The organism is Pantoea sp. MBD-2R, assembly GCF_039134845.1.
In the GTDB taxonomy this organism is placed as follows: domain Bacteria; phylum Pseudomonadota; class Gammaproteobacteria; order Enterobacterales; family Enterobacteriaceae; genus Erwinia.
Map to the genome: position 1 here is coordinate 281827 of NZ_CP152417.1, position 26166 is coordinate 307992.

A 26166-nucleotide genomic window follows, 5' to 3' on the forward strand; every position below is an offset into this window, starting at 1 on the left:
CTGGTTGATGTGGTGATATCACCGATTTATCCGTGTCTTAGAGGGACAAGCGATGTCTAAAGAAAAATTTGAACGTTCCAAACCGCACGTCAACGTTGGTACTATCGGCCACGTTGACCACGGTAAAACTACCCTGACTGCTGCTATCACCACCGTTCTGGCTAAAACCTACGGCGGTTCTGCTCGTGCATTCGACCAGATCGATAACGCGCCAGAAGAAAAAGCTCGTGGTATCACCATCAACACTTCTCACGTTGAATATGACACCCCAACTCGCCACTACGCGCACGTTGACTGCCCAGGCCACGCCGACTATGTGAAAAACATGATCACCGGTGCTGCTCAGATGGACGGCGCGATCCTGGTTGTTGCTGCGACTGATGGCCCAATGCCTCAGACCCGTGAGCACATCCTGCTGGGTCGTCAGGTTGGCGTTCCATTCATCATCGTGTTCATGAACAAATGCGACATGGTTGATGACGAAGAGCTGCTGGAACTGGTTGAGATGGAAGTGCGTGAGCTGCTGTCTGCTTATGATTTCCCTGGTGATGACCTGCCAATCGTTCGCGGTTCTGCACTGAAAGCACTGCAGGGCGAAGCTGAGTGGGAAGCTAAGATCATCGAGCTGGCTGGTCACCTGGATACCTACATCCCAGAACCAGAGCGCGCAATTGACAAGCCGTTCCTGCTGCCAATCGAAGACGTATTCTCTATCTCTGGCCGTGGTACCGTTGTTACCGGTCGTGTAGAGCGCGGTATCGTTAAAGTGGGTGAAGAAGTTGAAATCGTTGGTATCAAAGATACCGTGAAATCAACCTGTACCGGCGTTGAAATGTTCCGTAAGCTGCTGGACGAAGGCCGTGCGGGTGAGAACTGTGGTATCCTGCTGCGCGGTATCAAGCGCGAAGATATCCAGCGTGGTCAGGTTCTGGCTAAGCCAGGCTCAATCAAGCCACACACCAAGTTCGAATCTGAAGTGTACATCCTGTCCAAAGACGAAGGCGGCCGTCATACTCCGTTCTTCAAAGGTTACCGTCCACAGTTCTACTTCCGTACAACTGACGTGACCGGTACCATCGAACTGCCAGAAGGCGTTGAGATGGTAATGCCAGGCGACAACATTCAGATGGTTGTTACCCTGATCCATCCAATCGCGATGGACGACGGTCTGCGTTTCGCAATCCGTGAAGGCGGCCGTACTGTTGGTGCCGGCGTTGTCGCTAAAGTTATCGCTTAATCGCTGATAATATTTGACGCAACGTACAAGAAGAGGGCATCATTTGATGCCCTTTTTGCACGCTGTAACATAGAACCTGGCTCATCAGTGATTTTCAGCCATAATCATTGCTGAGGCAGGCTCTGTAGCACGGCGTTATATGCCGAGTTTCGCCTGACAGCATTATTCGGTTCGGTTGCCGCGTAAAACGCGGCAAAATAGTTTCTGATTTATTGTGGCAGGTTGGTTTATGAGTGCTAATACCGAAGCTCAAGGGAGCGGGCGCGGCCTGGAAGCGATAAAGTGGACAGGTGTGGCATTGCTGCTGATCGTAGCTGTCGTAGGCAACTACTATTATCGTGAAGTTACCCTCCCACTGCGCGCGCTGGCCGTAGTAATCCTGATCGCAGCAGCAGGTGGCATTGCGCTGCTGACGACGAAAGGCAAAGCAACGCTGGCTTTTGCCCGCGAAGCGCGCACTGAAGTTCGCAAGGTTATTTGGCCTACTCGTCAGGAAACGTTGCACACCACGTTAATCGTTGCCGCGGTCACTGCCGTGATGTCACTGATTTTGTGGGGACTGGATGGTATTCTGGTCCGTCTCGTCTCGTTTATCACTGGCCTGAGGTTCTGAGATGTCTGAAGCTCCAAAAAAGCGCTGGTACGTCGTTCAGGCGTTTTCCGGCTTTGAAGGCCGTGTAGCCCAGTCGCTGCGCGAGCATATCAAATTACATAACATGGAAGAACTCTTTGGCGAAGTCATGGTTCCAACCGAAGAAGTGGTTGAGATCCGTGGTGGCCAGCGTCGCAAGAGCGAGCGCAAGTTCTTCCCAGGCTATGTACTGGTACAAATGGTCATGAACGATGCAAGCTGGCACTTAGTGCGCAGCGTGCCGCGCGTCATGGGATTCATTGGTGGTACCTCCGATCGTCCGGCACCTATTAGCGATAAAGAAGTCGACGCGATCATGAACCGCCTGCAGTCTGCTGGCGATAAGCCACGTCCGAAAACCCTGTTTGAGCCGGGTGAAATGGTCCGTGTTAATGACGGTCCGTTTGCTGACTTCAACGGCGTGGTTGAAGAAGTGGATTATGAAAAAAGCCGCCTGAAAGTTTCCGTTTCCATCTTTGGCCGTGCAACGCCGGTTGAGCTGGACTTTGGACAGGTTGAGAAAAGCTGATAAGCAGGCATAGCCAACTTACCTGATTAAAAAGTAAGCCTGGCGATGCAATATCAGTTGCGAGAGGCGCGAAATTGCCCTACAATTTCGCGCCTTTTGTTTTTATGCGCTTTAGCGCGTGAATATTAATTACGGGGAGCTCCTTCTGGAGCGATCGCACCCAATAGAGGAATTATCATGGCTAAGAAAGTACAAGCCTACGTCAAGCTGCAGGTTGCAGCCGGTATGGCAAACCCAAGCCCACCAGTGGGTCCAGCGCTGGGTCAGCAAGGCGTTAACATCATGGAATTCTGTAAAGCGTTTAACGCAAAAACAGAATCCCTGGAAAAAGGTCTGCCAACTCCGGTTGTTATTACCGTTTATTCTGACCGTTCTTTCACCTTCGTTACCAAAACGCCTCCAGCAGCAGTTCTGCTGAAGAAAGCGGCGGGTATCAAGTCTGGTTCCGGCAAGCCGAACAAAGACAAAGTAGGTAAAGTATCACGTGCTCAGGTACGTGAAATCGCAGAAACCAAAGCTGCGGACATGACTGGTTCTGACGTTGAAGCGATGACTCGCTCCATCGAAGGTACTGCTCGTTCCATGGGCCTGGTAGTAGAGGACTAAGAAATGGCTAAGCTGACCAAGCGCATGCGCGTGATCCGTGACAAAGTTGATGCAACTAAACAGTATGACATCAACGAAGCTGTTGCTCTGCTGAAGGAACTGGCGACTGCTAAGTTCGTAGAAAGCGTTGACGTAGCTGTAAATCTGGGCATTGATGCTCGTAAATCCGATCAGAACGTTCGCGGTGCAACTGTACTGCCACACGGTACTGGCCGTTCCGTTCGCGTTGCCGTATTTACCCAGGGTGCAAACGCTGAAGCTGCTAAAGCTGCAGGCGCTGAACTGGTAGGTATGGAAGATCTGGCTGACCAGATCAAAAAAGGCGAAATGAACTTTGACGTTGTTATCGCATCTCCAGATGCAATGCGCGTTGTTGGCCAGCTGGGTCAGGTTCTGGGCCCACGTGGTCTGATGCCAAACCCGAAAGTTGGCACCGTAACCCCTAACGTTGCAGAAGCGGTTAAGAACGCTAAAGCAGGTCAGGTTCGTTACCGTAACGACAAAAACGGCATCATCCATACCACTATCGGTAAGGTTGATTTCGATGCAGATAAACTGAAAGAAAACCTGGAATCCCTGCTGGTTGCGCTGAAAAAAGCAAAACCATCTCAGGCGAAAGGCGTTTTCATCAAGAAAGTTAGCCTCTCCACCACTATGGGTGCAGGCGTTGCAGTTGATCAGGCTGGCCTGAACGCTGCTGCTAACTAATCTGCTTTACGCGGGCGAAATTTTCGACTAGAATCTTACGCCCGTTGTTCTGTTAATATACAGAACCCCTATTCAAGCCAGTCGGACTGAGACAAGGCGGCAAAAAAGTGAATCGTCAGGAGCATAGCTCGCTATGTGACTGAGGTGAGCGAGAGCAGCCAACGCAGTATCAGTTCGAATGGGGCAGGATAGACAGAATTTTCGGTTGGAGCCTGGCCTTATCCAGGCCTCCGTCCAAGACCGCAGGTGTTTCGAAAGAAACTTAATCTCCTGCGTAGACGGTGACAGAACCTGAAGAATATATTTATAGTCTTTGCTGGATTCTGCTCACCGTGTTTGAGCGCCTGTCTTCGGAAACGTTGGCAGGTGATGTGAGTTCCGGAGGAATCCTTCTCCGGTCAAAAATCCAGGAGCACAAGCTAATGGCATTAAATCTTCAAGACAAACAAGCGATTGTTGCTGAAGTCACCGAAGTAGCCAAAGGCGCGCTGTCTGCGGTAGTTGCGGATTCCCGCGGCGTGACCGTAGACAAAATGACTGAACTGCGTAAAGCAGGTCGTGAAGCTGGCGTTTACATGCGTGTTGTTCGTAACACCCTGCTGCGCCGCGTCGTTGAAGGAACTCAGTTTGAGGTCCTGAAAGACACGTTTGTTGGTCCGACCCTGATTGCATACTCTATGGAACACCCGGGCGCTGCTGCTCGTCTGTTCAAAGAGTTCGCGAAAGCGAATGCAAAATTTGAGGTCAAAGCTGCGGCCTTTGAAGGTGAGCTGATCACGGCGGAAAATATTGACCGTCTGGCAACTCTGCCAACTTACGAAGAAGCGCTGGCACGTCTGATGTCGACCATGAAAGAAGCCGCTGCAGGCAAACTGGTCCGCACTCTGGCAGCCGTACGCGACGCCAAAGAAGCTGCATAAGCACTTTTTGGTCTGTTGCACTTTAACGTATAAACTATTTCTGATTTACAGGAACAATTGTCATGTCTATCACTAAAGATCAAATTCTGGAAGCAGTAGCAGCTATGTCTGTAATGGACGTTGTTGAGCTGGTTTCCGCTATGGAAGAAAAATTCGGTGTTTCTGCTGCTGCCGCTGTAGCTGTTGCTGCAGGCCCTGCTGAAGCTGCTGAAGAAAAAACTGAGTTCGACGTTGTACTGAAAGCTATCGGCGCTAACAAAGTTGCCGTGATCAAAGCAGTACGTGGCGCAACTGGTCTGGGCCTGAAAGAAGCTAAAGACCTGGTTGAGTCTGCACCTGCTGCCCTGAAAGAAGGCATCAGCAAAGACGACGCAGAAGCTCTGAAGAAAGCACTGGAAGAAGCTGGCGCAGAAGTTGAAGTTAAATAAGCCAACCTTTCAGGTTGCAGCCTAGTATTTTAGGCTGATGGCTGGTGACTTTATAGTCACCAGCCTTTTTGCGCTCTACAGCACCAATGGCGTTTCACACTGTTTAGCCATTGATTTGCTTAATATCTTTCTCTATCGACGCCTCAATATACTGCTTTTCCGCACGGTTCCCTGCTGTGCCAACGGCAATGAAATGATTTGAGAGTGGCAGAAAGAGATATTACGGAAAGAAGCTCTTCATTCCGGACCAACAAAATAGTGTCGCATGAACTGTCCCCCCTGGACGGACAGAGAGGTTCTACTTTTCAGCGAGCTGAGGAACCCTATGGTTTACTCCTATACCGAGAAAAAACGTATTCGTAAGGATTTTGGAAAGCGTCCACAAGTTCTGGACATTCCTTATCTCCTTTCTATCCAGCTTGACTCGTTCCAGAAGTTCATCGAGCAAGATCCGGAAGGTCAGTATGGTCTGGAAGCTGCATTCCGTTCCGTATTCCCTATCCAAAGCTACAGCGGTAATTCCGAGCTGCAATATGTCAGCTACCGTTTAGGCGAACCTGTCTTTGATGTGAAAGAGTGTCAGATCCGTGGCGTCACGTATTCTGCACCTTTACGCGTGAAGCTGCGCCTGGTGATCTACGAGCGCGAAGCGCCGGAAGGCACCGTTAAGGACATCAAAGAGCAAGAAGTTTACATGGGCGAAATTCCGCTCATGACCGATAACGGTACCTTTGTCATCAACGGTACGGAAAGGGTTATCGTTTCTCAGCTGCATCGTAGTCCTGGCGTCTTCTTCGACAGCGATAAGGGTAAAACCCACTCATCGGGTAAAGTGCTGTATAACGCACGTATCATCCCTTACCGTGGTTCATGGTTGGACTTTGAGTTTGACCCGAAAGACAACCTGTTCGTTCGTATTGACCGTCGCCGTAAACTGCCTGCGACCATCATTCTGCGCGCCCTGAACTACACCACTGAGCAGATCCTTGACCTGTTCTTTGAGAAAGTGGTTTACGAAATCCGCAACAACAAGTTGCAGATGGAACTGGTGCCAGAGCGTCTGCGCGGCGAGACAGCCTCTTTCGATATCGAAGCCAACGGTACGACCTACGTTGAGAAAGGCCGTCGCATTACTGCACGCCACATTCGTCAGCTGGAAAAAGATGGCGTTGAGCACATCGAAGTTCCGGTTGAATACATCGCAGGTAAAGTCGTCGGTAAAGATTACATCGATGAAAGCACCGGCGAGCTGATCGTTGCCGCTAACATGGAGCTGTCGCTGGATCTGCTGGCGAAGCTGAGCCAGTCTGGCCATAAGCGCATCGAAACGCTGTTTACCAACGATCTGGACCACGGCCCGTACATCTCTGAGACCGTACGTGTCGATCCAACAACCGATCGCCTGAGCGCGCTGGTTGAGATCTATCGCATGATGCGTCCTGGTGAGCCACCAACGCGTGAAGCGGCTGAAAACCTGTTCGAGAACCTGTTCTTCTCCGAAGACCGCTACGATCTGTCAGCGGTAGGTCGTATGAAGTTCAACCGTTCTCTGCTGCGTGACGAGATCGAAGGTTCCGGTATCCTGAGCAAAGACGACATCATTGAAGTGATGAAGAAGCTCATCGGTATCCGTAACGGTATTGGCGAAGTGGATGATATCGACCACCTCGGCAACCGTCGTATCCGTTCCGTCGGCGAAATGGCTGAAAACCAGTTCCGTGTCGGCCTGGTGCGCGTAGAGCGTGCGGTGAAAGAGCGTCTGTCTCTGGGCGATCTCGACACCCTGATGCCACAGGACATGATCAACGCCAAGCCAATTTCGGCGGCGGTGAAAGAGTTCTTCGGCTCCAGCCAGCTGTCACAGTTTATGGACCAGAACAACCCGTTGTCTGAGATTACGCACAAACGTCGTATCTCTGCACTGGGTCCAGGCGGTCTGACGCGTGAGCGTGCAGGCTTTGAAGTTCGAGACGTTCACCCGACTCACTACGGTCGCGTGTGTCCAATCGAAACGCCGGAAGGTCCAAACATCGGTCTGATCAACTCCTTGTCTGTGTATGCACAGACCAATGAGTACGGTTTCCTGGAAACCCCATACCGTCGCGTTCGCGAAGGCGTGGTGACCGACGAAATTCATTACCTCTCTGCAATTGAAGAGGGTAACTACGTTATCGCTCAGGCGAACACCAACCTCGACGACGAAGGTCACTTCGTAGACGACCTGGTGACCTGCCGTAGCAAAGGCGAATCGAGCCTGTTCAGCCGCGATCAGGTTGACTACATGGACGTTTCCACCCAACAGGTGGTTTCCGTCGGTGCGTCACTGATCCCGTTCCTGGAGCACGATGACGCCAACCGCGCATTGATGGGTGCAAACATGCAACGTCAGGCGGTTCCTACTCTGCGTGCTGATAAGCCGCTGGTTGGTACCGGTATGGAACGCGCGGTAGCGGTTGACTCCGGTGTAACAGCCGTAGCGAAACGTGGTGGTACCGTACAGTACGTTGATGCATCCCGTATCGTTATCAAAGTTAACGAAGACGAAATGTATCCGGGCGAAGCCGGTATCGACATTTACAACCTGACCAAGTACACCCGTTCTAACCAGAACACCTGTATCAACCAGATGCCGTGTGTCAACCTGGGCGAACCAATTGAACGTGGTGACGTGCTGGCCGACGGTCCTTCAACGGATCTGGGCGAACTGGCACTGGGTCAGAACATGCGCGTCGCGTTCATGCCGTGGAACGGCTACAACTTCGAAGACTCCATCTTAGTCTCCGAGCGCGTGGTACAGGAAGATCGCTTCACCACCATCCACATTCAGGAACTGGCATGTGTGTCTCGTGACACCAAGCTGGGGCCAGAAGAGATCACCGCTGACATCCCTAACGTGGGTGAAGCTGCGCTCTCCAAACTGGATGAATCCGGTATCGTGTATATCGGTGCGGAAGTGACCGGTGGCGACATTCTGGTTGGTAAGGTAACGCCGAAAGGTGAAACCCAGCTGACGCCAGAAGAGAAGCTGCTGCGTGCGATCTTCGGTGAGAAAGCGTCTGACGTTAAAGACTCTTCTCTGCGCGTACCAAACGGCGTGTCTGGTACCGTTATTGACGTGCAGGTCTTCACCCGCGATGGCGTGGAAAAAGACAAGCGCGCGCTGGAAATCGAAGAGATGCAGCTGAAGCAGGCGAAAAAAGACCTGTCTGAAGAATTGCAGATCCTCGAAGCTGGCCTGTTCAGCCGTATCAACTACCTGCTGGTTTCCGGCGGCGTTGAAGCGGAAAAACTGGACAAGCTGCCACGCGAGCGCTGGTTGGAACTCGGCCTGACCGACGAAGACAAGCAGAACCAGCTGGAACAGCTGGCTGGACAGTACGATGAGCTGAAGCACGAGTTTGAGAAGAAACTCGAAGCGAAGCGCCGCAAAATCACTCAGGGCGATGACCTGGCACCTGGCGTGCTGAAAATCGTTAAAGTGTATCTGGCCGTTAAACGTCAGATCCAGCCTGGTGACAAAATGGCAGGTCGTCACGGGAACAAAGGTGTTATCTCCAAGATCAACCCGATCGAAGATATGCCATACGATGAGAACGGTACGCCGGTCGATATCGTACTGAACCCGCTGGGCGTACCATCACGTATGAACATTGGACAGATTCTTGAAACCCACCTGGGTATGGCTGCGAAGGGCATTGGCGAGAAGATCAACGCTATGCTTAAGAAGCAGGAAGAAGTGTCCAAACTGCGTGAGTTCATTCAGCGCGCGTACGATCTGGGCACGGATGTGCGTCAGAAAGTTGACCTGAATACCTTCACCGACGATGAAGTTCTGCGTCTGGCTGAGAACCTGAAAAAAGGTATGCCAATTGCCACGCCAGTGTTCGACGGCGCGAAAGAGAGCGAGATCAAAGAGCTGCTGCAGCTCGGCGGCCTGCCTTCTTCCGGTCAGATCACCCTGTTTGATGGCCGTACCGGCGAGCAGTTTGAGCGTCAGGTAACCGTTGGCTACATGTACATGCTGAAACTGAACCACTTAGTGGATGACAAGATGCATGCACGTTCTACCGGTTCTTACAGCCTGGTTACTCAGCAGCCGCTGGGTGGTAAAGCGCAGTTCGGTGGACAGCGCTTCGGTGAGATGGAAGTGTGGGCACTGGAAGCATACGGTGCCGCTTATACCCTGCAGGAAATGCTGACCGTTAAGTCTGATGACGTCAACGGCCGTACCAAGATGTATAAAAACATCGTTGACGGCAACCATCAGATGGAACCGGGCATGCCGGAATCCTTCAACGTACTGTTGAAAGAGATCCGCTCGCTGGGTATTAACATCGAGCTGGAAGACGAGTAACCCTCTGTCCCATTTCGGGCCGCGGTTAATACCGCTGCGGCCCGAAAGACAGAGGTGTAATACCTCAAGTTCGTACTGGTTACAGGACAGCCTGGTGAGTACCGGGTTGTTTTGAGAAGTCTCACTCCGACGGGAGCTAATCCGTGAAAGACTTACTTAAGTTTCTGAAAGCGCAAACTAAGACCGAAGAGTTTGATGCGATCAAAATTGCTCTGGCCTCGCCAGACATGATCCGTTCCTGGTCTTTTGGTGAAGTTAAAAAGCCAGAAACCATCAACTACCGTACGTTCAAACCAGAACGTGACGGGCTTTTCTGTGCGCGTATTTTCGGGCCGGTAAAAGATTACGAATGCCTGTGCGGTAAGTACAAGCGTTTGAAACATCGCGGCGTGATCTGTGAGAAGTGTGGCGTTGAAGTTACACAGACCAAAGTTCGCCGTGAGCGCATGGGCCACATTGAGCTGGCTTCCCCAACTGCGCACATCTGGTTCCTGAAATCGCTGCCATCGCGCATCGGTTTACTGCTGGACATGCCACTGCGTGATATCGAGCGCGTGCTGTACTTCGAATCTTATGTGGTTGTTGAAGGCGGCATGACCAACCTTGAGCGCCGTCAGATCCTGACTGAAGAGCAGTATCTGGACGCGCTGGAAGAGTTTGGTGACGAGTTCGACGCGAAGATGGGTGCGGAAGCAGTCCAGGCGCTGTTGAAAAACATGGATCTGGAGCAGGAATGCGAGCAGCTGCGTGAAGAGCTGAACGAAACCAACTCCGAAACCAAGCGTAAGAAGCTGACCAAGCGTATCAAGCTGCTGGAAGCGTTCGTACAGTCTGGCAACAAGCCAGAGTGGATGATCCTGACCGTGCTGCCGGTACTGCCACCGGATCTGCGTCCGCTGGTGCCGCTGGACGGCGGTCGTTTCGCCACGTCAGATCTGAACGATCTGTATCGTCGCGTGATCAACCGTAACAACCGTCTGAAGCGCCTGCTGGATCTGGCTGCGCCAGATATCATCGTACGTAACGAAAAACGTATGCTGCAGGAAGCGGTTGATGCGCTGCTGGATAACGGCCGTCGCGGTCGTGCGATCACCGGTTCGAACAAGCGTCCTCTGAAATCTTTGGCCGACATGATCAAAGGTAAGCAGGGTCGTTTCCGTCAGAACCTGTTGGGTAAACGTGTTGACTACTCTGGTCGTTCCGTTATCACCGTTGGTCCATACCTGCGTCTGCACCAGTGTGGTCTGCCGAAGAAAATGGCACTGGAACTGTTCAAACCGTTCATCTACGGCAAGCTGGAACTGCGTGGTCTCGCTACCACCATCAAAGCCGCCAAGAAAATGGTTGAGCGTGAAGAAGCTGTCGTTTGGGATATCCTGGACGAAGTGATCCGCGAACACCCGGTACTGCTGAACCGTGCACCAACCCTGCACCGTTTGGGTATCCAGGCATTTGAGCCAGTCCTGATCGAAGGTAAAGCGATCCAGCTGCACCCGCTGGTTTGTGCGGCTTATAACGCCGACTTCGATGGTGACCAGATGGCTGTTCACGTACCGCTGACGCTGGAAGCCCAGCTGGAAGCGCGTGCGCTGATGATGTCTACCAACAACATCCTGTCGCCAGCGAACGGTGAGCCAATCATCGTTCCTTCACAGGACGTTGTACTGGGTCTGTACTACATGACCCGTGACTGTGTTAACGCCAAAGGCGAAGGCATGGTGCTGACCGGTCCGAAAGAAGCTGAGCGCATTTATCGCGCTGGCCTGGCGTCGCTGCACGCTCGCGTTAAGGTACGTATTACCGAACACGAGAAAAACGAGCAGGATGAGTGGGTTGCTAAAACCAGCATCATCGATACCACCGTTGGCCGTGCCATCCTGTGGATGATCGTGCCAAAAGGTCTGCCTTACTCCATCGTCAACCAGGCGCTGGGTAAGAAAGCGATCTCCAAGATGCTGAACACCTGTTACCGCATCCTGGGCCTGAAGCCGACCGTTATCTTTGCTGACCAGACCATGTACACCGGCTTTGCCTATGCAGCACGCTCCGGCGCGTCTGTTGGTATCGACGACATGGTTATCCCAGAGAAGAAAGTGGAAATCATCACCGAAGCGGAAGCGGAAGTGGCTGAGATTCAGGAGCAGTTCCAGTCTGGTCTGGTAACCGCTGGCGAACGCTACAACAAAGTGATCGATATCTGGGCTGCGGCCAACGAACGCGTTGCGAAAGCCATGATGGAAAACCTGTCTACCGAAACTGTCATTAACCGTGACGGCGTGGAAGAGCGTCAGGTCTCCTTCAACAGCATCTTTATGATGGCCGACTCCGGTGCGCGTGGTTCTGCTGCGCAGATTCGTCAGCTGGCCGGTATGCGTGGTCTGATGGCTAAGCCAGATGGTTCCATCATCGAAACGCCAATTACCGCGAACTTCCGTGAAGGTCTGAACGTACTCCAGTACTTCATCTCCACGCACGGTGCTCGTAAAGGTCTTGCGGATACCGCACTGAAAACCGCTAACTCCGGTTACCTGACCCGTCGTCTGGTTGACGTGGCACAGGATCTGGTGGTTACCGAAGACGACTGTGGCACGCACGAAGGCATCATGATGACTCCGGTCATCGAAGGTGGCGACGTGAAAGAACCACTGCGCGAGCGCGTTCTGGGTCGTGTGACCGCAGAAGACGTTCTCAAGCCAGGCACTGCAGACATCCTGCTGCCACGCAACACCCTGCTGCACGAGCAACAGTGTGACCTGCTGGAAGAGCATTCTGTCGACAGCCTGAAAGTGCGTTCTGTTGTAAGCTGCGAAACTGACTTCGGTGTGTGTGCACACTGTTATGGACGCGATCTGGCGCGTGGTCACATCATCAACAAAGGTGAGGCCATCGGCGTTATTGCAGCACAGTCCATCGGTGAGCCGGGTACACAGCTGACGATGCGTACGTTCCACATCGGTGGTGCGGCATCTCGTGCGGCTGCTGAATCCAGCATCCAGGTGAAGAACAAAGGTACGCTGAAACTGATCAACGCCAAGTCGGTTACCAACTCCGCTGGCAAGCTGGTTGTTACTTCACGTAACACCGAGCTGAAAATGATCGACGAATTTGGTCGTACTAAAGAGAGCTATAAGGTTCCTTACGGTTCGACCATGGCGAAAGGTGATGGTGAGCAGGTTGCAGCGGGCGAGACCGTAGCAAACTGGGATCCGCACACCATGCCGGTCATCACCGAAGTGAGCGGTTTCATTCGCTTCACTGACATGATCGACGGCCAGACCATTACCCGCCAGACTGATGACCTGACCGGTCTGTCATCTCTGGTGATCCTGGACAGTGCAGAACGTACTGCCGGTGGTAAAGATCTGCGTCCAGCGCTGAAAATTGTTGATGCCAACGGCAACGATGTCATGATCCCAGGCTCCGATATGCCTGCTCAGTACTTCCTGCCGGGTAAAGCGATTGTGCAGCTGGAAGATGGCGTGAAGATCAGCTCGGGTGATACCCTGGCTCGTGTACCTCAGGAATCTGGCGGTACCAAGGACATCACCGGTGGTCTGCCACGCGTTGCTGACCTGTTCGAAGCCCGTCGTCCGAAAGAGCCGGCAATCCTGGCTGAAATCAGCGGTATCATTTCCTTCGGTAAAGAAACCAAAGGGAAGCGTCGTCTGGTTATCACCCCGATTGACGGTAGCGATCATTACGAAGAGATGATTCCGAAATGGCGTCAGCTGAACGTGTTCGAAGGTGAACGCGTGGAGCGCGGTGACGTGGTTTCCGATGGCCCAGAATCACCACACGACATTCTGCGTCTGCGTGGCGTGCATGCGGTGACGCGTTACATCACTAACGAAGTGCAGGAAGTTTACCGTCTGCAAGGCGTTAAGATTAACGATAAGCACATCGAAGTCATCGTTCGTCAGATGCTGCGTAAAGCAACCATCGCAAGCGCAGGAAGCACCGACTTCCTGGACGGCGAGCAAGTTGAAGTGTCACGCGTTAAGATTTCTAACCGTGAACTGGAAGCCAACGGCAAAATCGCAGCGACCTATATGCGCGATCTGCTGGGTATTACCAAAGCGTCACTGGCGACCGAATCCTTCATCTCTGCGGCATCGTTCCAGGAAACGACGCGCGTACTGACCGAAGCAGCCGTTGCGGGCAAACGCGACGAACTGCGCGGCCTGAAAGAGAACGTAATCGTGGGTCGTCTGATCCCAGCCGGTACCGGTTACGCTTATCACCAGGATCGTATGCGCCGTAAAGCGGCAGGCGAAGTGACTGTGGCACCTCAGGTGACCGCAGACGAAGCTTCCGCCAGCCTGGCAGAGCTGCTGAACGCAGGTCTGGGCGGTAACGACGATTAATCGTTGCTAAAGCCACGTTAAAAAACCGCTCTTCGGAGCGGTTTTTTTATGCCGGAAATTCAGGCTGGCGGAGCCACAAGCGTTGGTAAGCCGATTGGCTTTCAGCCAGGAAAAGGGTAGGGAGGCGAGCCCGACAGCGTGGAAGAAACATCGGGCCCGGTTGATGCCGACATGACCTCAACGGAATACACTTTACCCGGAAAGCGAAAAGCGGCCAGCGGCAAACGTTTTTTATGGAATAGCGATCCAGACTTTATTAGAGAAACAACATAGCGTTTATTAAAATTACGAGGAATGCCATAAAAAGCAGGCAGTTAAACCATCAGCATTCATCAGTAATAATTTATTGTCTGACAGGTTCTTATTCCCTTATGGAGGTTGTAATTGCATTTCCATGCTGAGCTTTGTCTTAAATCCCCCTGTTAAATAATTAAAAAGTTGTTAGATTTGAGTCTGTTTGTTAATTTCCTTTTAAACATATTAATGTCCACATTAAACCCTGTTTCGGGTTTCTTTCGTTGCGTCTGAACCAGCCGGTTAATTTGACCGCCCGGTTGATGGAGGGGTTATGAACAAGACTAAGCTCAAGGCACTTGCGCTGCCGCTATTAAAAAATGCAGTTTCAATACGCTTGCGCGCCGAAAAGGTTCTGTTGAAGCGTGGCAAAATGGCGGAATACAATCCTGCTCTTGAACAAGATTTAGATATCATCAGGCACCAGAGAGGATCAGAAGCGATACCAAAGCAAATCTGGATGTTCTGGGCCGGTGAAACCCTTCCTCATGAGATACAGTGTTTCGTTAATAAAGTTTCTCGTGAAAATCCGGGCTATACGCTAACGGTGGTTAACAACGCCAATTTACAGCAGTACCTGCCGGGTCTGGTATTTAAGCATCAGGATATGAAAGTCGCCCACAAGAGTGATGTCATTCGCCTGGAGTTGCTCTATAAATATGGCGGTATCTGGATGGATGCGTCGACTATCCTGAACCGTAGCCTTGATGAGCTGCTGGCGGTCAACCTCGATAACCGTTATGACATGGTTGCCTTCTATCGTGATGTCTCAACGATTGATAAGCATTATCCCATCATTGAAACCTGGTTTATGGCAGTACCCAAAAATAGCGACTTTATTAAACGCTGGCTGCATTATTTCCGCCCTATTGTTGAGTTGGGCGCACGCAATCATTTCATTCAGTTGAAAAATTTACCTAATTACACCGAAATTCTACAGCGAATTACCGATCCAGAGTATTTGATTCTGAATATCACCCAGCAGCAGGCTTTACGCGAATTTAGTCAGTACAATTTCTATTTAAGGAAATGCGAAGCCAACGCCATATTTTATCAGCGCCTGGTGAGCTGGGATGCGGTAAAATTAAGTCGGATGTTTATGATTGACCGGGTTCCCGATGTTTTACCGCCGTTGGTAAAGCTGACCGGGCTGGATCGCAAATATTTGGCGACAAATTTGCGTTATGGCGCAATTAATAAAGACAGCCTGATCGGTCAGGTATTGTTTGCCGAAAGCAAAGAAACGCTGCCAAAAATGCCGTTTAGCGACATGCCTGGCAGCCCGGCGTAAAGCGTATCGCTTAAATGGGCGCTCTTCCCAAATAGCTGTCCCAGTCTTTCCATACTGGCTGCATACCCGCCTGGATTAACGCCTCTGCAACCTGTTGGGGGCGACGGTTATCGTGCGGAGAGAATTGCTCCAGCTCGCTCTGGCCGTCAGCATACCCTCCGGGCTGCGTCTTTGAGAAGGCGCTCACCGTGTTGATAGCCAGCGGCACAACCTTGTCGCGAAACTCAGGCGATTCTCTTGTCGACAACGACTGTTCCACTTCTGGTGCAAAAAGTCGAAAAGCGCAAATCACCTGTACCAGCTGTGCTTCATCCATTATTGAAGCAGGCTGAATACCGCCCGCGCAGGGACGCAGGCGAGGGAAAGCGACGGAATAGCGGCTCTGCCAGTAGGTTTTCTGTAGCCATAGCAGGTGCTCTGCCATCATATAGCAGTCGGTTCGCCAGCTGTCAGACAGGCCAATTAGCGCACCCAGGCCAATTTTATCCACGCCAGCCCGCCCGAGCCGGTCAGGTGTTTCCAGCCGGAAGAAGAAATCCTGCTTGTTGCCTTTCAGGTGATGCTGGCTGTAAACCGCCGAATGATACGTTTCCTGATAAACCAGCACGCCATCCAGCCCCAGCGTTTTCAGCTCGGCATATTCAGGTTCACTCATTGGCTGGACTTCCATCATCAGCGAACTGAAATGCTGACGGATTGCCGGCAGATGCTGGCGGAAATAGTTCATGCCGACTTTGGTCTGATGCTCACCCGTTACCAGCAGCAGCTGATCAAAACCCATCGCGCGGATCGCCTGACACTCACGCTCAATTTCAGCCGCATCCAGCGTTTTGCGCTTAATGCGGTTACTCATGGAAAAACCGCAATAGGTACAGTCGTTGGCGCAAAGATTGGAAAGATAGAGCGGCACGAAAAGATTGACGGCATGGCCGAAGCGCTGGCGAGTCAGCATCTGCGCTTTTTGCGCCATCGGTTCCAGCCACGCCTGAGCAGCTGGAGATAATAACGCCATCAGTTCCTCCCGGCCGACTCTGGGCGCATTTAACGCCCGTTCCACATCTGCCGATGTTTTGCTGTGGATCCGCAGGCGGATATCATCCCATTCCAGCTTTTCCCACTGTGAGACAAATGTTTTCATATCGCCTCTCCGCTTTGCAAAAAGCGCGTAAGCGGACTGGAGGCAACGGCCTGCTGATGACGACTTCCCAGACCGGCGTGGTAAGCCAGTTCGCCAGCCTCAACGGCCAGCCTGAAAGCGCGCGCCATCTGCACGGGTTGGCTGGACGAGGCCATTGCGGTATTCACCAACACCGCATCGGCACCCATCTCCAGTGCCTCGCTGGCATGACTGGGGGCGCCAATCCCTGCATCAATCACTACCGGTACGCCCGACTGCTCGATAATGATCGCCAGCAGATCGCGGGTCTTGAGTCCCTGATTGGTGCCGATTGGCGCACCAAGCGGCATCACTGCGGCACAGCCCGCTTCTTCCAGCCGTTTGCACAATACCGGATCGGCATGGCAATAGGGCAGTACCGTAAATCCTTCTCTGACCAGCACTTCAGCCGCTTTCAGCGTTTCAATAGCATCAGGCAGCAGATAGCGCACATCAGGATGAATTTCCAGTTTGACCCAATGGGTAGCGAGCGCCTCACGCGCCAGACGGGCGGCAAAAATCGCTTCTTCCGCCGTTTTCGCGCCGGAGGTGTTTGGCAGGAGCTGCACGCCAAGCTGCTGTAAAGGGAGAAGGATGCCATCGTCGCTGCCGCGCAGATCTATCCGCTTCATTGCCATCGTCACCAGCTGCGTACCGGATTCTTTTAACGCTTCCAGCATGATAGCCGGGCTGGCGAACTTCCCCGTGCCGGTAAACAGCCGGGAAGAAAACGTTTTATCAGCAATCTGTAGCATTTTAACCTCCGGCAATGGCTTGGAAAATCACCAGTTCATCGCCTTCCTGTAAAAGATAAGCTTCCCAGCGCTCGCGCGGCACAATACGCTGATTTACGGCCAGCGCCGTGCCGGGCTGGCTGCGTGACAGCGCGTTCAGCAGATCGTGCAATGTCAGTGGCGCACTGATGGTTTGCGGTTCGTCGTTAATGACAATGCGCATTGCGTTCTCCACAAACCGGGCAGTTTTCGCTGCGTTCAAGCGTGAGCGTGCGCCAGGTTTGCTGCCTGCCGTCGAATAACCGCAGCCGCCCCTCTAAAACAGAAGGCTGTCCCGCCAGCATTTTTAACGCTTCGAGCGCCTGTAAGGTGCCCATTACGCCGACCACCGGGCCGAGCACCCCTGCATTACGGCAATTCCGCTGCGGTTCAGCTTCGTCAGGCCACAGGCAGCGATAGCAGCCATGGCGAAAAGGCGGGGCCAGCACCAGCAGCTGGCCGCCAAAGCCTACGGCGCTGGCGCTGATCAGCGGGGTTGCGTTTACTACGCAGGCGGCATTGATTGCATGCCGCGTCTCCATGTTGTCGCTACAGTCCAGGACCAGGTCGACCCATTGCACCGTTTGTGTCAGGAGCGCGGCATCCATGCGTTGCTCCATGGCGATAAATTCCACCTGCGGGTTCAAATCCTGCAAATGCTTTTTAGCCAGCAGCGCTTTGCTCTGGCCGGTTTCATTACTGCGGAACAGGATCTGACGCTGGAGGTTGCTGATATGCACGTTGTCGTTGTCGGCCAGCAGTAACTTGCCGACGCCTGCGGCGGCAAGATAGAGCGCAGCAGGCGATCCCAGTCCACCCAGGCCTACAATCAGCACGCTGGAGCGCTGCAATTTTTGCTGTCCGTCAAGGCCAAACTCCTCCAGCAGCAGCTGGCGGCTGTAGCGCATGAAGTCGTTATTACTGAGCATGAGCAATGCCTCCCGTACCGGCCAGCGCGAGGAGTTTTGCCGTGGCAGATTGCCAGTCGGCCGCCTGGGTTATCGCACTGACCACGGCGATGCTGCCCACGCCGGTTTCCAGTACCGCAGGCGCACGCGCAAGACTGATGCCGCCAATCGCTACGGTAGAAACGCCCCGCAAGCGCGAGACGTACCGTCTTAACGCCTCAAGTCCCTGAGGAGAAGAGGGCATCTCTTTGGTTTGCGTAGGAAAAACATGACCTAAGGCAATATAGGAAGGCTGTTCGGCCAGCGCGCGATCCAGTTCGGCATCATCATGGGTGGACAGACCCAGACGAAGCCCGGCGCGGTGAATCGCATCCAGATCGGCAACGTCCAGATCTTCCTGACCCAAATGGACGCCATAAGCCTGATAACGAATAGCCAGGCGCCAGTAATCGTTGATAAATAGCCGTGCCCGGTAGCGTTTTCCCAACGCAATTGCAGTAGCAATATCCTGTTCTACTGCCTCTTCAGGCCGATCTTTTATCCGTAACTGGAGGGTGCGCACCCCAGCTTCCAGCAGACGCGCTATCCATTCCACGCTGTCCACTACCGGGTAAAGACCGAGGCGAGCTTCCGTCAGGGGAAAGGGGCCCCGGTTCATACTTTCTCCTCCGGCGTCAGCGCATCGGCAGGATGATAAAGCTCGCTGCCACGGCTACGGAACGCCTGTGACATTTCCGCCATGCCAATCTCGATAGGTTTTGCTTCCGCTTCCTGCTTAGCCGCATATTCACGGACTTCCTGAGTGATCTTCATCGAGCAGAATTTGGGCCCGCACATCGAACAGAAATGGGCAACCTTGCCGGATTCCTGCGGCAGCGTCTCATCGTGGTAAGCGCGTGCGGTGTGGGGATCGAGCGCAAGGTTAAATTGATCTTCCCAGCGGAATTCGAAGCGTGCTTTAGACATGGCGTTATCGCGGATCTGCGCGCCGGGGTGGCCTTTGGCAAGATCGGCAGCATGCGCGGCGATCTTGTAGGTAATCAGCCCCTGTTTCACATCTTCTTTGTTGGGCAGGCCCAGATGTTCCTTCGGCGTCACGTAGCAGAGCATGGCGCAACCGAACCAGCCAATCATCGCGGCACCGATGCCGGAGGTAAAATGGTCATAACCCGGGGCGATATCGGTGGTCAGTGGGCCAAGCGTATAGAAGGGCGCTTCATGACAGTGCTCCAGCTGTTCAGTCATATTGCGTCTGATCATCTGCATCGGCACATGTCCCGGCCCTTCTATCATCACCTGCACGTCATATTCCCAGGCAATTTTGGTCAGCTCGCCCAGCGTGCGCAGCTCGGCAAACTGCGCCTCGTCGTTGGCATCCTGAACAGATCCGGGACGCAGGCCATCACCCAGCGACAGCGAAACGTCATAAGCAGCGCAAAGCTCACAGATTTCGCGGAAGTGTTCATACAGGAAGCTCTCTTTATGGTGCGACAAACACCATTTAGCCATGATCGAGCCACCGCGTGACACAATGCCGGTCAGGCGTTTTGCCGTCATCGGCACATAGCGCAACAGCACGCCCGCATGAATAGTAAAGTAATCAACGCCCTGTTCAGCCTGCTCCAGCAGCGTATCGCGGAACACTTCCCAGTTCAGATCTTCCGCCACGCCGTTCACTTTCTCCAACGCCTGATAGATTGGAACGGTGCCGACAGGAATCGGGCTGTTACGCAGGATCCACTCGCGCGTTTCGTGAATATTACGGCCGGTAGAAAGATCCATGATCGTATCGGCGCCCCAGCGTGCGGACCACACCAGTTTTTCTACTTCTTCTTCGATGGAGGAACTGACGGCGGAATTACCGATGTTAGCGTTTATTTTAACCAGAAAGTTACGGCCGATAATCATCGGCTCAGATTCGGGATGGTTAATATTCGCCGGGATGATGGCGCGTCCGGCGGCCACTTCCTGACGAACAAACTCCGGCGTTATGTTTTCAGGCAGACTGGCACCAAAGCTATTACCCGGATGCTGCTGGAGCAGCACTTCACCACGGATCCGCTCGCGGCCCATATTCTCTCTGATTGCGATAAATTCCATCTCGGGTGTAATAACACCCCGCCGGGCGTAGTGCAGTTGAGTCACGCATTGGCCAGCCAGCGCACGACGAGGACGCGGCAAATTATCGAAGCGCAGATGATCTAAGCCTTCATCCGCCAGACGCTGCTGCGTATAAACCGAGCTGAGTTGTTTGATATATTGCGTATCACCACGCTCGCTTATCCAGCCGTCACGCAGCTTATTCAGACCGGCATGCACATCAATTTTTGCCTCGGGATCGCCATAAGGGCCGGCTGTATCATAAACCGGAACCGGCTCATTTTCTTCCAGCAGCGGATTATCTTTGCTGCCGCCAACGACGGTCGGACTGAGCTGTATTTCGCGCATCGGTACACAGATATCCGGGCGTGATCCGGTCAGCCAGATGCGTTTTGAATTGGGAAAGGCAGAACCTTGCAGGGAATCAATAAACTGCTGCGCTTCGGCACGTTGTTCACGACGATTGGGTTTTTTACTGGGGGTAGACATAGCAAGTTCCTGAATAAAGGGAAAGTTGCTTGTCCGGAGTTCGGAGGAGTAAGCGCAGGGTGTGAACAAGTGGCGTTACACCCACACTGAATATTTACTCTTGTTCCCTTCGCAGGTACTAACCTGATCAGGTTCCGCGGATCCCGAATGAACGGTCTCAGCCCCTAAGGGCACTCCGACAAGAAGAATTCTGCTGCCCGTAAGCAAACAGAACGACAGTGGCTGGCACAGGGCGAACCACCTGTATTGCCCATTCAGCATAAAGGGGCTTTTTTAAAACTACAAGGATTTTACATTTTCATAACGACTTACGCCGGACGAACAATGGCCTCATCATTAGCTGCGTCTTGCTTTACCGTACCTTTCTCTAAGGCCAGCTGGATGAATTTATCTTCCAGGGTAAAACGCGCTTCCAGCGCTTCGCCAACTTCTGACAGCGCCTGCTGAAACTCCATGCAGTTGTTGTGATCGATAGCGTTTTCCAGATGAGTATCATAAATACGCATAATCAGTTCAGTATTAGCCTGCAAAGAGGGATAGATTAGCGCGGCTTTGGCCAGCTGTTCCGTACCTTCCATCTCTTCGATAAAGCGTTCATAAGCGGTAAAGTGGCCGGTAGAAAGATAATCGACCAGGCTTTGACAAAAGGTATCCAGCGCGTTTTCGTCGAGCGTACTCAGCGAATCCTTGTTAGGCTTGATGCCAACCATTTGATAATAAGCGATGAGTAATTGCTTACGTGAGTGCAGACAAAAGTCTACCAGGTCGCTACATCCGCCTACGCGCGAGGCCAGAACTTCTAACTGGTTAAGCATGAGTGACTCCGTGAGTGATATTTAACAATGTCTAATCCCAATCCAGTAAGTTTGTGAAGCTGAGGATGAGCAATTTATGGAAGTTGAGATTTCAAGCGTAGACGCTGGCTGGTGGGTTGTCAGCCACGACCATAAACTATGGTTGCCAAAAGGTCAATTACCGTACGGTTCTGCGCAAAACCTGGAACTTACAGGCAAAAAAGCGTCGGTAATTGGTGAGTGGCAGGGCGAGCCCGTTTACCTGATTTGTGAAAGCCGGTCTGATGAAATGGGTTCCCTGCGACAAATCCTCGATCAGGATGTTGGCCTGTTCCAGCTGGCCGGGCGCGGTATTCAGCTCGCGGAGTTCTATCGCTCACACAAATTTTGCGGCTATTGCGGGCACCCCATGCACCTCAGTAAAACTGAGCGGGCTTGCCTTTGCGGACACTGCCGTCAGCGTTATTATCCGCAGATCGCGCCCTGCATCATTGTGGCAATCCGCCGTGGCGACGAAATCCTGCTGGCCCAACACACAAAACATCGTAACAACGTCTATACCGTGCTGGCGGGCTTCGTTGAAGTCGGCGAAACGCTGGAGCAAACCGTTGCGCGTGAAGTGATGGAAGAAAGCGGCATCAAAGTTAAAAATCTGCGCTATGTTTCCTCGCAGCCGTGGCCTTTCCCTCAATCGTTAATGATGGCGTTTATGGCTGACTACGACAGTGGCGAGATCGTCATCGATCCGAAAGAGCTGCTCGATGCGGGCTGGTATCGCTTTGATGCACTGCCGCAGCTGCCGCCAGCGGGCACGGTTGCCCGTCGACTGATTGAGGACACGGTTGCCCTCTGCCGCGCCGAAGCGGAATAACTGATATACTGTGCCCCTGAATGAAAAAGAGCCCTGAAGAATGAGTGAACTGAAGAACGATCGTTATTTGCGCGCCCTGCTGCGCCAGCCAGTAGACGTAACGCCAGTATGGATGATGCGCCAGGCGGGGCGTTATTTGCCAGAATATAAAGCAACGCGCGCCGTGGCCGGTGACTTTATGTCGCTGTGCAAAAACGCCGAGCTGGCTTGTGAAGTGACGCTACAACCGCTGCGGCGCTATGCGCTGGACGCGGCGATCCTGTTCTCCGATATTCTGACCATCCCGGACGCCATGGGATTAGGGCTCTACTTTGAAGCCGGTGAAGGGCCGCGATTCTCCTCGCCAGTCACCTGCCGCGCCGATGTGGAAAAACTGCCTGTCCCCGATCCTGAGCAGGAACTGGGTTATGTGATGAACGCGGTGCGTACCATTCGCAAAAATCTTAACGGCGAAGTGCCGCTGATCGGTTTCTCCGGCAGTCCGTGGACGCTGGCGACCTACATGGTTGAAGGCGGCAGCAGCAAAGCGTTTACCAAACTGAAAAAGATGATGTATGCGGATCCGCAGACGCTGCATCTGATGCTGGATAAGTTAGCAGACAGCGTTACGCTTTATCTGAATGCGCAGATCCGGGCGGGCGCGCAGTCGCTGATGATTTTTGATACCTGGGGCGGCGTGCTGACGGGGCGTGATTATCTCGAATTCTCGCTGCATTACATGCATAAAATCGTCGATGGCCTGATCCGTGAAAACGATGGCCGTCGCGTACCCGTAACGCTCTTTACCAAGGGCGGTGGGCAATGGCTGGAAGCGATGGCGGCGACCGGCTGTGATGCGCTGGGTCTGGACTGGACCACCGATATTGCCGACGCGCGCCGTCGCGTAGGCGATAAAGTGGCGCTACAGGGTAATATGGATCCGTCCATGCTGTACGCAGAGCCTGCCCGTATCGAACAGGAAGTGGCGACAATTCTTCAGGGCTTCGGCCAGGGGAACGGTCACGTATTTAACCTCGGTCACGGCATTCATCAGGATGTTCCGCCAGAACACGCCGGTGTTTTCGTGGAGGCCGTACACAAACTGTCACGTCAATATCACCAGGGATAATTATGGATATTCAGGCATTAAAGCAGGAGCAGATGACTCGCGCGGCTGAGATCGTGCGTGAAGATGATTTTGAAGTAATGCCGCCGCGCTACATCGGTGGTGCGGATGTGGGATTCGAACAGGGCGGAGAAGTGACTCGTGCCGCGCTGGTCATCCTTGAATACCCCTCATTGAAGCTGGTTGAGCATCGGGTGGCGCGTATCGCCACCACGATGCCCTATATCCCCGGATTCCTCTCTTTCCGCGAATACCCCGCGTTGCTGGCTGCCTGGGCGCTGCTGGAGCAAAAGCCCGATCTGCTGTTTGTCGATGGGCACGGCATCGCGCATCCACGCCGCCTGGGCGTTGCCAGCCATTTTGGCCTGCTGGTGGACGTGCCGACCATCGGTGTCGCCAAACGGCGCCTGTGCGGTAAGTTTGAAGCGCTGGAAGAAGAACCGGGCGCGCGTCAGCCGCTGTTCGACAAGGGCGAGCAGATTGGCTGGGTGCTGCGCAGCAAACGACGCTGTAATCCGCTCTTTATTTCCTCCGGCCACCGCGTCAGTGCCGATACCGCGCTGCACTGGGTGGAAACCTGTTTGCAAGGCTATCGTCTGCCGGAACCGACTCGCTGGGCCGATGCGGTGGCGTCACAACGGCCTGCCTTTGTCCGCTTTCAACAGCAGGGTTAACGGTGTGAGGCGCACGCTTTTCAGTTACACTGCAGGCCGCGCATTTTTCGTTTAAGAGATCCCAACATGATACGTAATCCGATTCACCTGCGGTTGGAAAAGCTGGAAAGCTGGCAGCACGTGACTTTTATGGCCTGCTTGTGTGAACGCATGTATCCCAACTACTGGGCATTTTGCCAGCAAACTGGTTTTGGCGAAGGGCAGCTTTATCGCCGCATCCTCGATCTGATCTGGGAAACGCTGGTGGTTAAAGATGCCAAAGTGAATTTCGATTCGCAGCTGGAAAAGCTGGAAGAAGCGATCCCGGCCGCAGAAGATTACGATCTGTACGGCGTGTATCCAGCAATCGATGCCTGTGTGGCATTGAGCGAATTGCTGCATTCACGTTTAAGCGGTGAGACCCTGGCTCATGCGATTGCCGTTAGCGAAGCGTCAATCACCAGCGTTGCCATGCTGGAAATGACCCAGGCTGAACGCGAAATGACCGAAGAAGAGCTAAAAGCGAACCCGGCTGTAGAAGAAGAGTGGGACATTCAGTGGGAGATTTTCCGCCTGCTTAGTGCCTGTGAAGAAAGGGACCTGGAACTGATAAAAGGACTGCGTTCTGACCTGCGAGAATCAGGGATTAGCAACATCGGTATAAATTTTCAGCAGTAAGGCGATAAAACGTGACTTCAGGCCTGATTTGTAGCGCCTTAAGGCTTCACATTCGCCCCCAGTCTGGTCTACATTTGGGGGGCTGAAAAATGTGGCTATCGGTGCGTGTATGCAGGAGAGTGCCAATACTGGTTTTTCCCTCGCACTTGATGCTTAGCAAGCGATAAATACACTGTAAGGATAACTTATGAACAAGACTCAACTGATTGATGTAATTGCGGACAAAGCGGACCTGTCTAAGACCCAGGCTAAAGCTGCTCTGGAATCCACCCTGGCTGCGATTACTGAGTCTCTGAAAGAAGGTGATGCTGTACAACTGGTTGGTTTTGGTACCTTTAAAGTTAACCACCGTGCTGAGCGTACTGGCCGCAACCCGCAGACTGGCAATGAAATCAAAATTGCAGCTGCAAACGTACCGGCATTCGTTTCTGGTAAAGCACTGAAAGACGCTGTTAAGTAAGCTGACAGTGAAAGGTTTTAAACAGGGGGGCGCTCTGCCCCTTTTGTTAAAACTGGTTTCTCCCCGTTTTTTTCTGACTGCCTCATTCCCACTGACGGCAGCTTCCCTGCTCTCATTGTGTGACGCACTATGATTCGCTCCCGGTTCTTTCTGCTTTCCTCATTGACAGTGATAATGCTTGCCGGTTGCAGTTCCCGTCCCGCGCATCCTGACTTTAGCGCCAGCGGCTATCTTGCCGATCGCGGTGCAGTACGTATCTGGCGTAAAGAGCGTGATTCGCACGTTACCCGTCTGATGACGGTCTATACCCCTTTCAATGGCCCGGCGGTGGAAACCACCGACTATCAGTGGCAGCAGGACAAACTGATCTCTATTGAGCGGCATATTGCGGGTGAGCATCCTGAAAGCGTAACGATGCGCTTTGATCAGGATGGCAGCCTGAGCTTTATGCAGCGGCAGCTGGAAGACAGGCGTGAAGCCCTGTCAGCAGATGCGATCGCGTTATATCAGTATGATGCCGGACGCATGCTAACCGTCAGCGATGATTTATTGAAAGGACGCGTGGTTTTGCAGCAGGGACACTGGAAGCCATCAGGCACGGTGACGCTTTGTCAGAAAGGAACCCGTCATCCCAGCTTTGACCGCTATGCCGCGAGCTATATTACGCAGCATCAGCAGGAATCGGGTAAACCGCTCAGTATTGCCTGGCTGGAAGCACCAGGCGGCACGCAGCTGCTACTGGTTTCCGCAGATGATATATGTCCTGCTCAGCCAACAGCTGAAGATTTCTGAGGCGCAAAGGGCCGAATTGCTCCGG

General features: G+C 53.0%; 23 protein-coding genes and 1 riboswitch. Of the genes, 16 read left to right on the top strand and 7 right to left on the bottom strand.

What is annotated here, in order from left to right; translation table 11 throughout:
• The first annotated feature begins 52 nt into the window (after positions 1-52).
• The 10 genes from tuf to AAGQ96_RS01195 all read left to right on the top strand — a co-directional run bounded on the left by tuf (position 53) and on the right by AAGQ96_RS01195 (position 15362).
• Positions 53-1237, top strand: coding sequence for an elongation factor Tu (gene tuf / locus AAGQ96_RS01150; protein WP_147193965.1), 1185 nt, complete (start codon positions 53-55; stop codon positions 1235-1237).
• A gap of 229 nt (positions 1238-1466) precedes the next feature.
• Positions 1467-1850, top strand: coding sequence for a preprotein translocase subunit SecE (gene secE, locus AAGQ96_RS01155; protein ID WP_147193967.1), 384 nt, complete (start codon positions 1467-1469; stop codon positions 1848-1850).
• Position 1851: 1 nt separating this feature from the next.
• A complete protein-coding gene (gene nusG, locus AAGQ96_RS01160; RefSeq protein WP_147193969.1) occupies positions 1852-2397 on the top strand; it encodes a transcription termination/antitermination protein NusG in 546 nt (181 codons plus the stop codon).
• A 177-nt stretch (positions 2398-2574) separates the two neighbouring features.
• The gene (rplK, locus tag AAGQ96_RS01165) at positions 2575-3003 is read left to right on the top strand and encodes a 50S ribosomal protein L11 (RefSeq protein ID WP_007886298.1); all 429 of its coding nucleotides are present in this window, start codon (positions 2575-2577) and stop codon (positions 3001-3003) included.
• A 3-nt stretch (positions 3004-3006) separates the two neighbouring features.
• Complete coding sequence (gene rplA / locus AAGQ96_RS01170; protein WP_147193972.1) at positions 3007-3711, top strand: 50S ribosomal protein L1; 705 nt, start codon at positions 3007-3009, stop codon at positions 3709-3711.
• 422 nt (positions 3712-4133) lie between these two features.
• A complete protein-coding gene (gene rplJ, locus AAGQ96_RS01175; protein WP_147200487.1) occupies positions 4134-4631 on the top strand; it encodes a 50S ribosomal protein L10 in 498 nt (165 codons plus the stop codon).
• 62 nt (positions 4632-4693) lie between these two features.
• A complete protein-coding gene (gene rplL / locus AAGQ96_RS01180; RefSeq protein ID WP_034898574.1) occupies positions 4694-5059 on the top strand; it encodes a 50S ribosomal protein L7/L12 in 366 nt (121 codons plus the stop codon).
• Positions 5060-5384: 325 nt separating this feature from the next.
• Entirely contained in the window at positions 5385-9413 is a 4029-nt protein-coding gene (gene rpoB / locus AAGQ96_RS01185; protein WP_147193975.1) for a DNA-directed RNA polymerase subunit beta, read from the top strand.
• Positions 9414-9556: 143 nt separating this feature from the next.
• Complete coding sequence (rpoC, locus tag AAGQ96_RS01190; RefSeq protein WP_342754633.1) at positions 9557-13777, top strand: DNA-directed RNA polymerase subunit beta'; 4221 nt, start codon at positions 9557-9559, stop codon at positions 13775-13777.
• Positions 13778-14345: 568 nt separating this feature from the next.
• Positions 14346-15362 carry a capsular polysaccharide synthesis protein gene (locus AAGQ96_RS01195; protein WP_342754634.1) on the top strand — a complete coding sequence of 339 codons (1017 nt, stop codon included), beginning with the start codon at positions 14346-14348 and terminating at the stop codon, positions 15360-15362.
• 10 nt (positions 15363-15372) lie between these two features.
• Here AAGQ96_RS01195 and thiH read toward each other — a convergent pair whose 3' ends face one another.
• The 7 genes from thiH to rsd form a co-directional block, all read right to left on the bottom strand.
• Complete coding sequence (gene thiH / locus AAGQ96_RS01200; RefSeq protein WP_342754635.1) at positions 15373-16500, bottom strand: 2-iminoacetate synthase ThiH; 1128 nt, start codon at positions 16498-16500, stop codon at positions 15373-15375.
• Positions 16497-17273 (bottom strand): thiazole synthase, encoded by a 777-nt coding sequence (locus AAGQ96_RS01205; RefSeq protein ID WP_342754636.1) that lies wholly within the window; start codon positions 17271-17273, stop codon positions 16497-16499. Before AAGQ96_RS01205 ends, thiH begins: the two co-directional genes overlap by 4 nt.
• Position 17274: 1 nt before the next feature.
• On the bottom strand, positions 17275-17475 hold the full coding sequence (gene thiS / locus AAGQ96_RS01210; protein WP_147193985.1) for a sulfur carrier protein ThiS: 201 nt from the start codon (positions 17473-17475) through the stop codon (positions 17275-17277).
• A complete protein-coding gene (locus AAGQ96_RS01215) occupies positions 17459-18220 on the bottom strand; it encodes a HesA/MoeB/ThiF family protein (protein ID WP_147193987.1) in 762 nt (253 codons plus the stop codon). The genes thiS and AAGQ96_RS01215 overlap by 17 nt, the downstream gene beginning before the upstream one ends.
• On the bottom strand, positions 18210-18857 hold the full coding sequence (thiE, locus tag AAGQ96_RS01220; protein WP_342754637.1) for a thiamine phosphate synthase: 648 nt from the start codon (positions 18855-18857) through the stop codon (positions 18210-18212). The genes AAGQ96_RS01215 and thiE overlap by 11 nt, the downstream gene beginning before the upstream one ends.
• Positions 18854-20788, bottom strand: a complete 1935-nt coding sequence (gene thiC / locus AAGQ96_RS01225) for a phosphomethylpyrimidine synthase ThiC (RefSeq protein ID WP_342754638.1) — start codon at positions 20786-20788, stop codon at positions 18854-18856. Before thiC ends, thiE begins: the two co-directional genes overlap by 4 nt.
• A gap of 87 nt (positions 20789-20875) precedes the next feature.
• Positions 20876-20976: riboswitch (TPP riboswitch) on the bottom strand.
• Between the two features lie 120 nt (positions 20977-21096).
• The gene (gene rsd / locus AAGQ96_RS01230) at positions 21097-21603 is read right to left on the bottom strand and encodes a sigma D regulator (protein ID WP_147193993.1); all 507 of its coding nucleotides are present in this window, start codon (positions 21601-21603) and stop codon (positions 21097-21099) included.
• A 76-nt stretch (positions 21604-21679) separates the two neighbouring features.
• On the opposite strand from rsd, the gene nudC reads away from it, so the two are divergent.
• The 6 genes from nudC to AAGQ96_RS01260 all read left to right on the top strand — a co-directional run bounded on the left by nudC (position 21680) and on the right by AAGQ96_RS01260 (position 26141).
• Positions 21680-22453, top strand: coding sequence for an NAD(+) diphosphatase (gene nudC, locus AAGQ96_RS01235; protein WP_147193995.1), 774 nt, complete (start codon positions 21680-21682; stop codon positions 22451-22453).
• 40 nt (positions 22454-22493) lie between these two features.
• Positions 22494-23561 (top strand): uroporphyrinogen decarboxylase, encoded by a 1068-nt coding sequence (gene hemE / locus AAGQ96_RS01240; protein WP_147193997.1) that lies wholly within the window; start codon positions 22494-22496, stop codon positions 23559-23561.
• 2 nt (positions 23562-23563) lie between these two features.
• The gene (gene nfi, locus AAGQ96_RS01245; protein WP_147193999.1) at positions 23564-24232 is read left to right on the top strand and encodes a deoxyribonuclease V; all 669 of its coding nucleotides are present in this window, start codon (positions 23564-23566) and stop codon (positions 24230-24232) included.
• Between the two features lie 66 nt (positions 24233-24298).
• On the top strand, positions 24299-24889 hold the full coding sequence (locus tag AAGQ96_RS01250) for a YjaG family protein (protein WP_147194001.1): 591 nt from the start codon (positions 24299-24301) through the stop codon (positions 24887-24889).
• A 187-nt stretch (positions 24890-25076) separates the two neighbouring features.
• Complete coding sequence (gene hupA / locus AAGQ96_RS01255) at positions 25077-25349, top strand: nucleoid-associated protein HU-alpha (protein ID WP_017803060.1); 273 nt, start codon at positions 25077-25079, stop codon at positions 25347-25349.
• A gap of 174 nt (positions 25350-25523) precedes the next feature.
• Positions 25524-26141, top strand: a complete 618-nt coding sequence (locus AAGQ96_RS01260; RefSeq protein ID WP_342754639.1) for a DUF1481 domain-containing protein — start codon at positions 25524-25526, stop codon at positions 26139-26141.
• Positions 26142-26166: the final 25 nt, after the last annotated feature.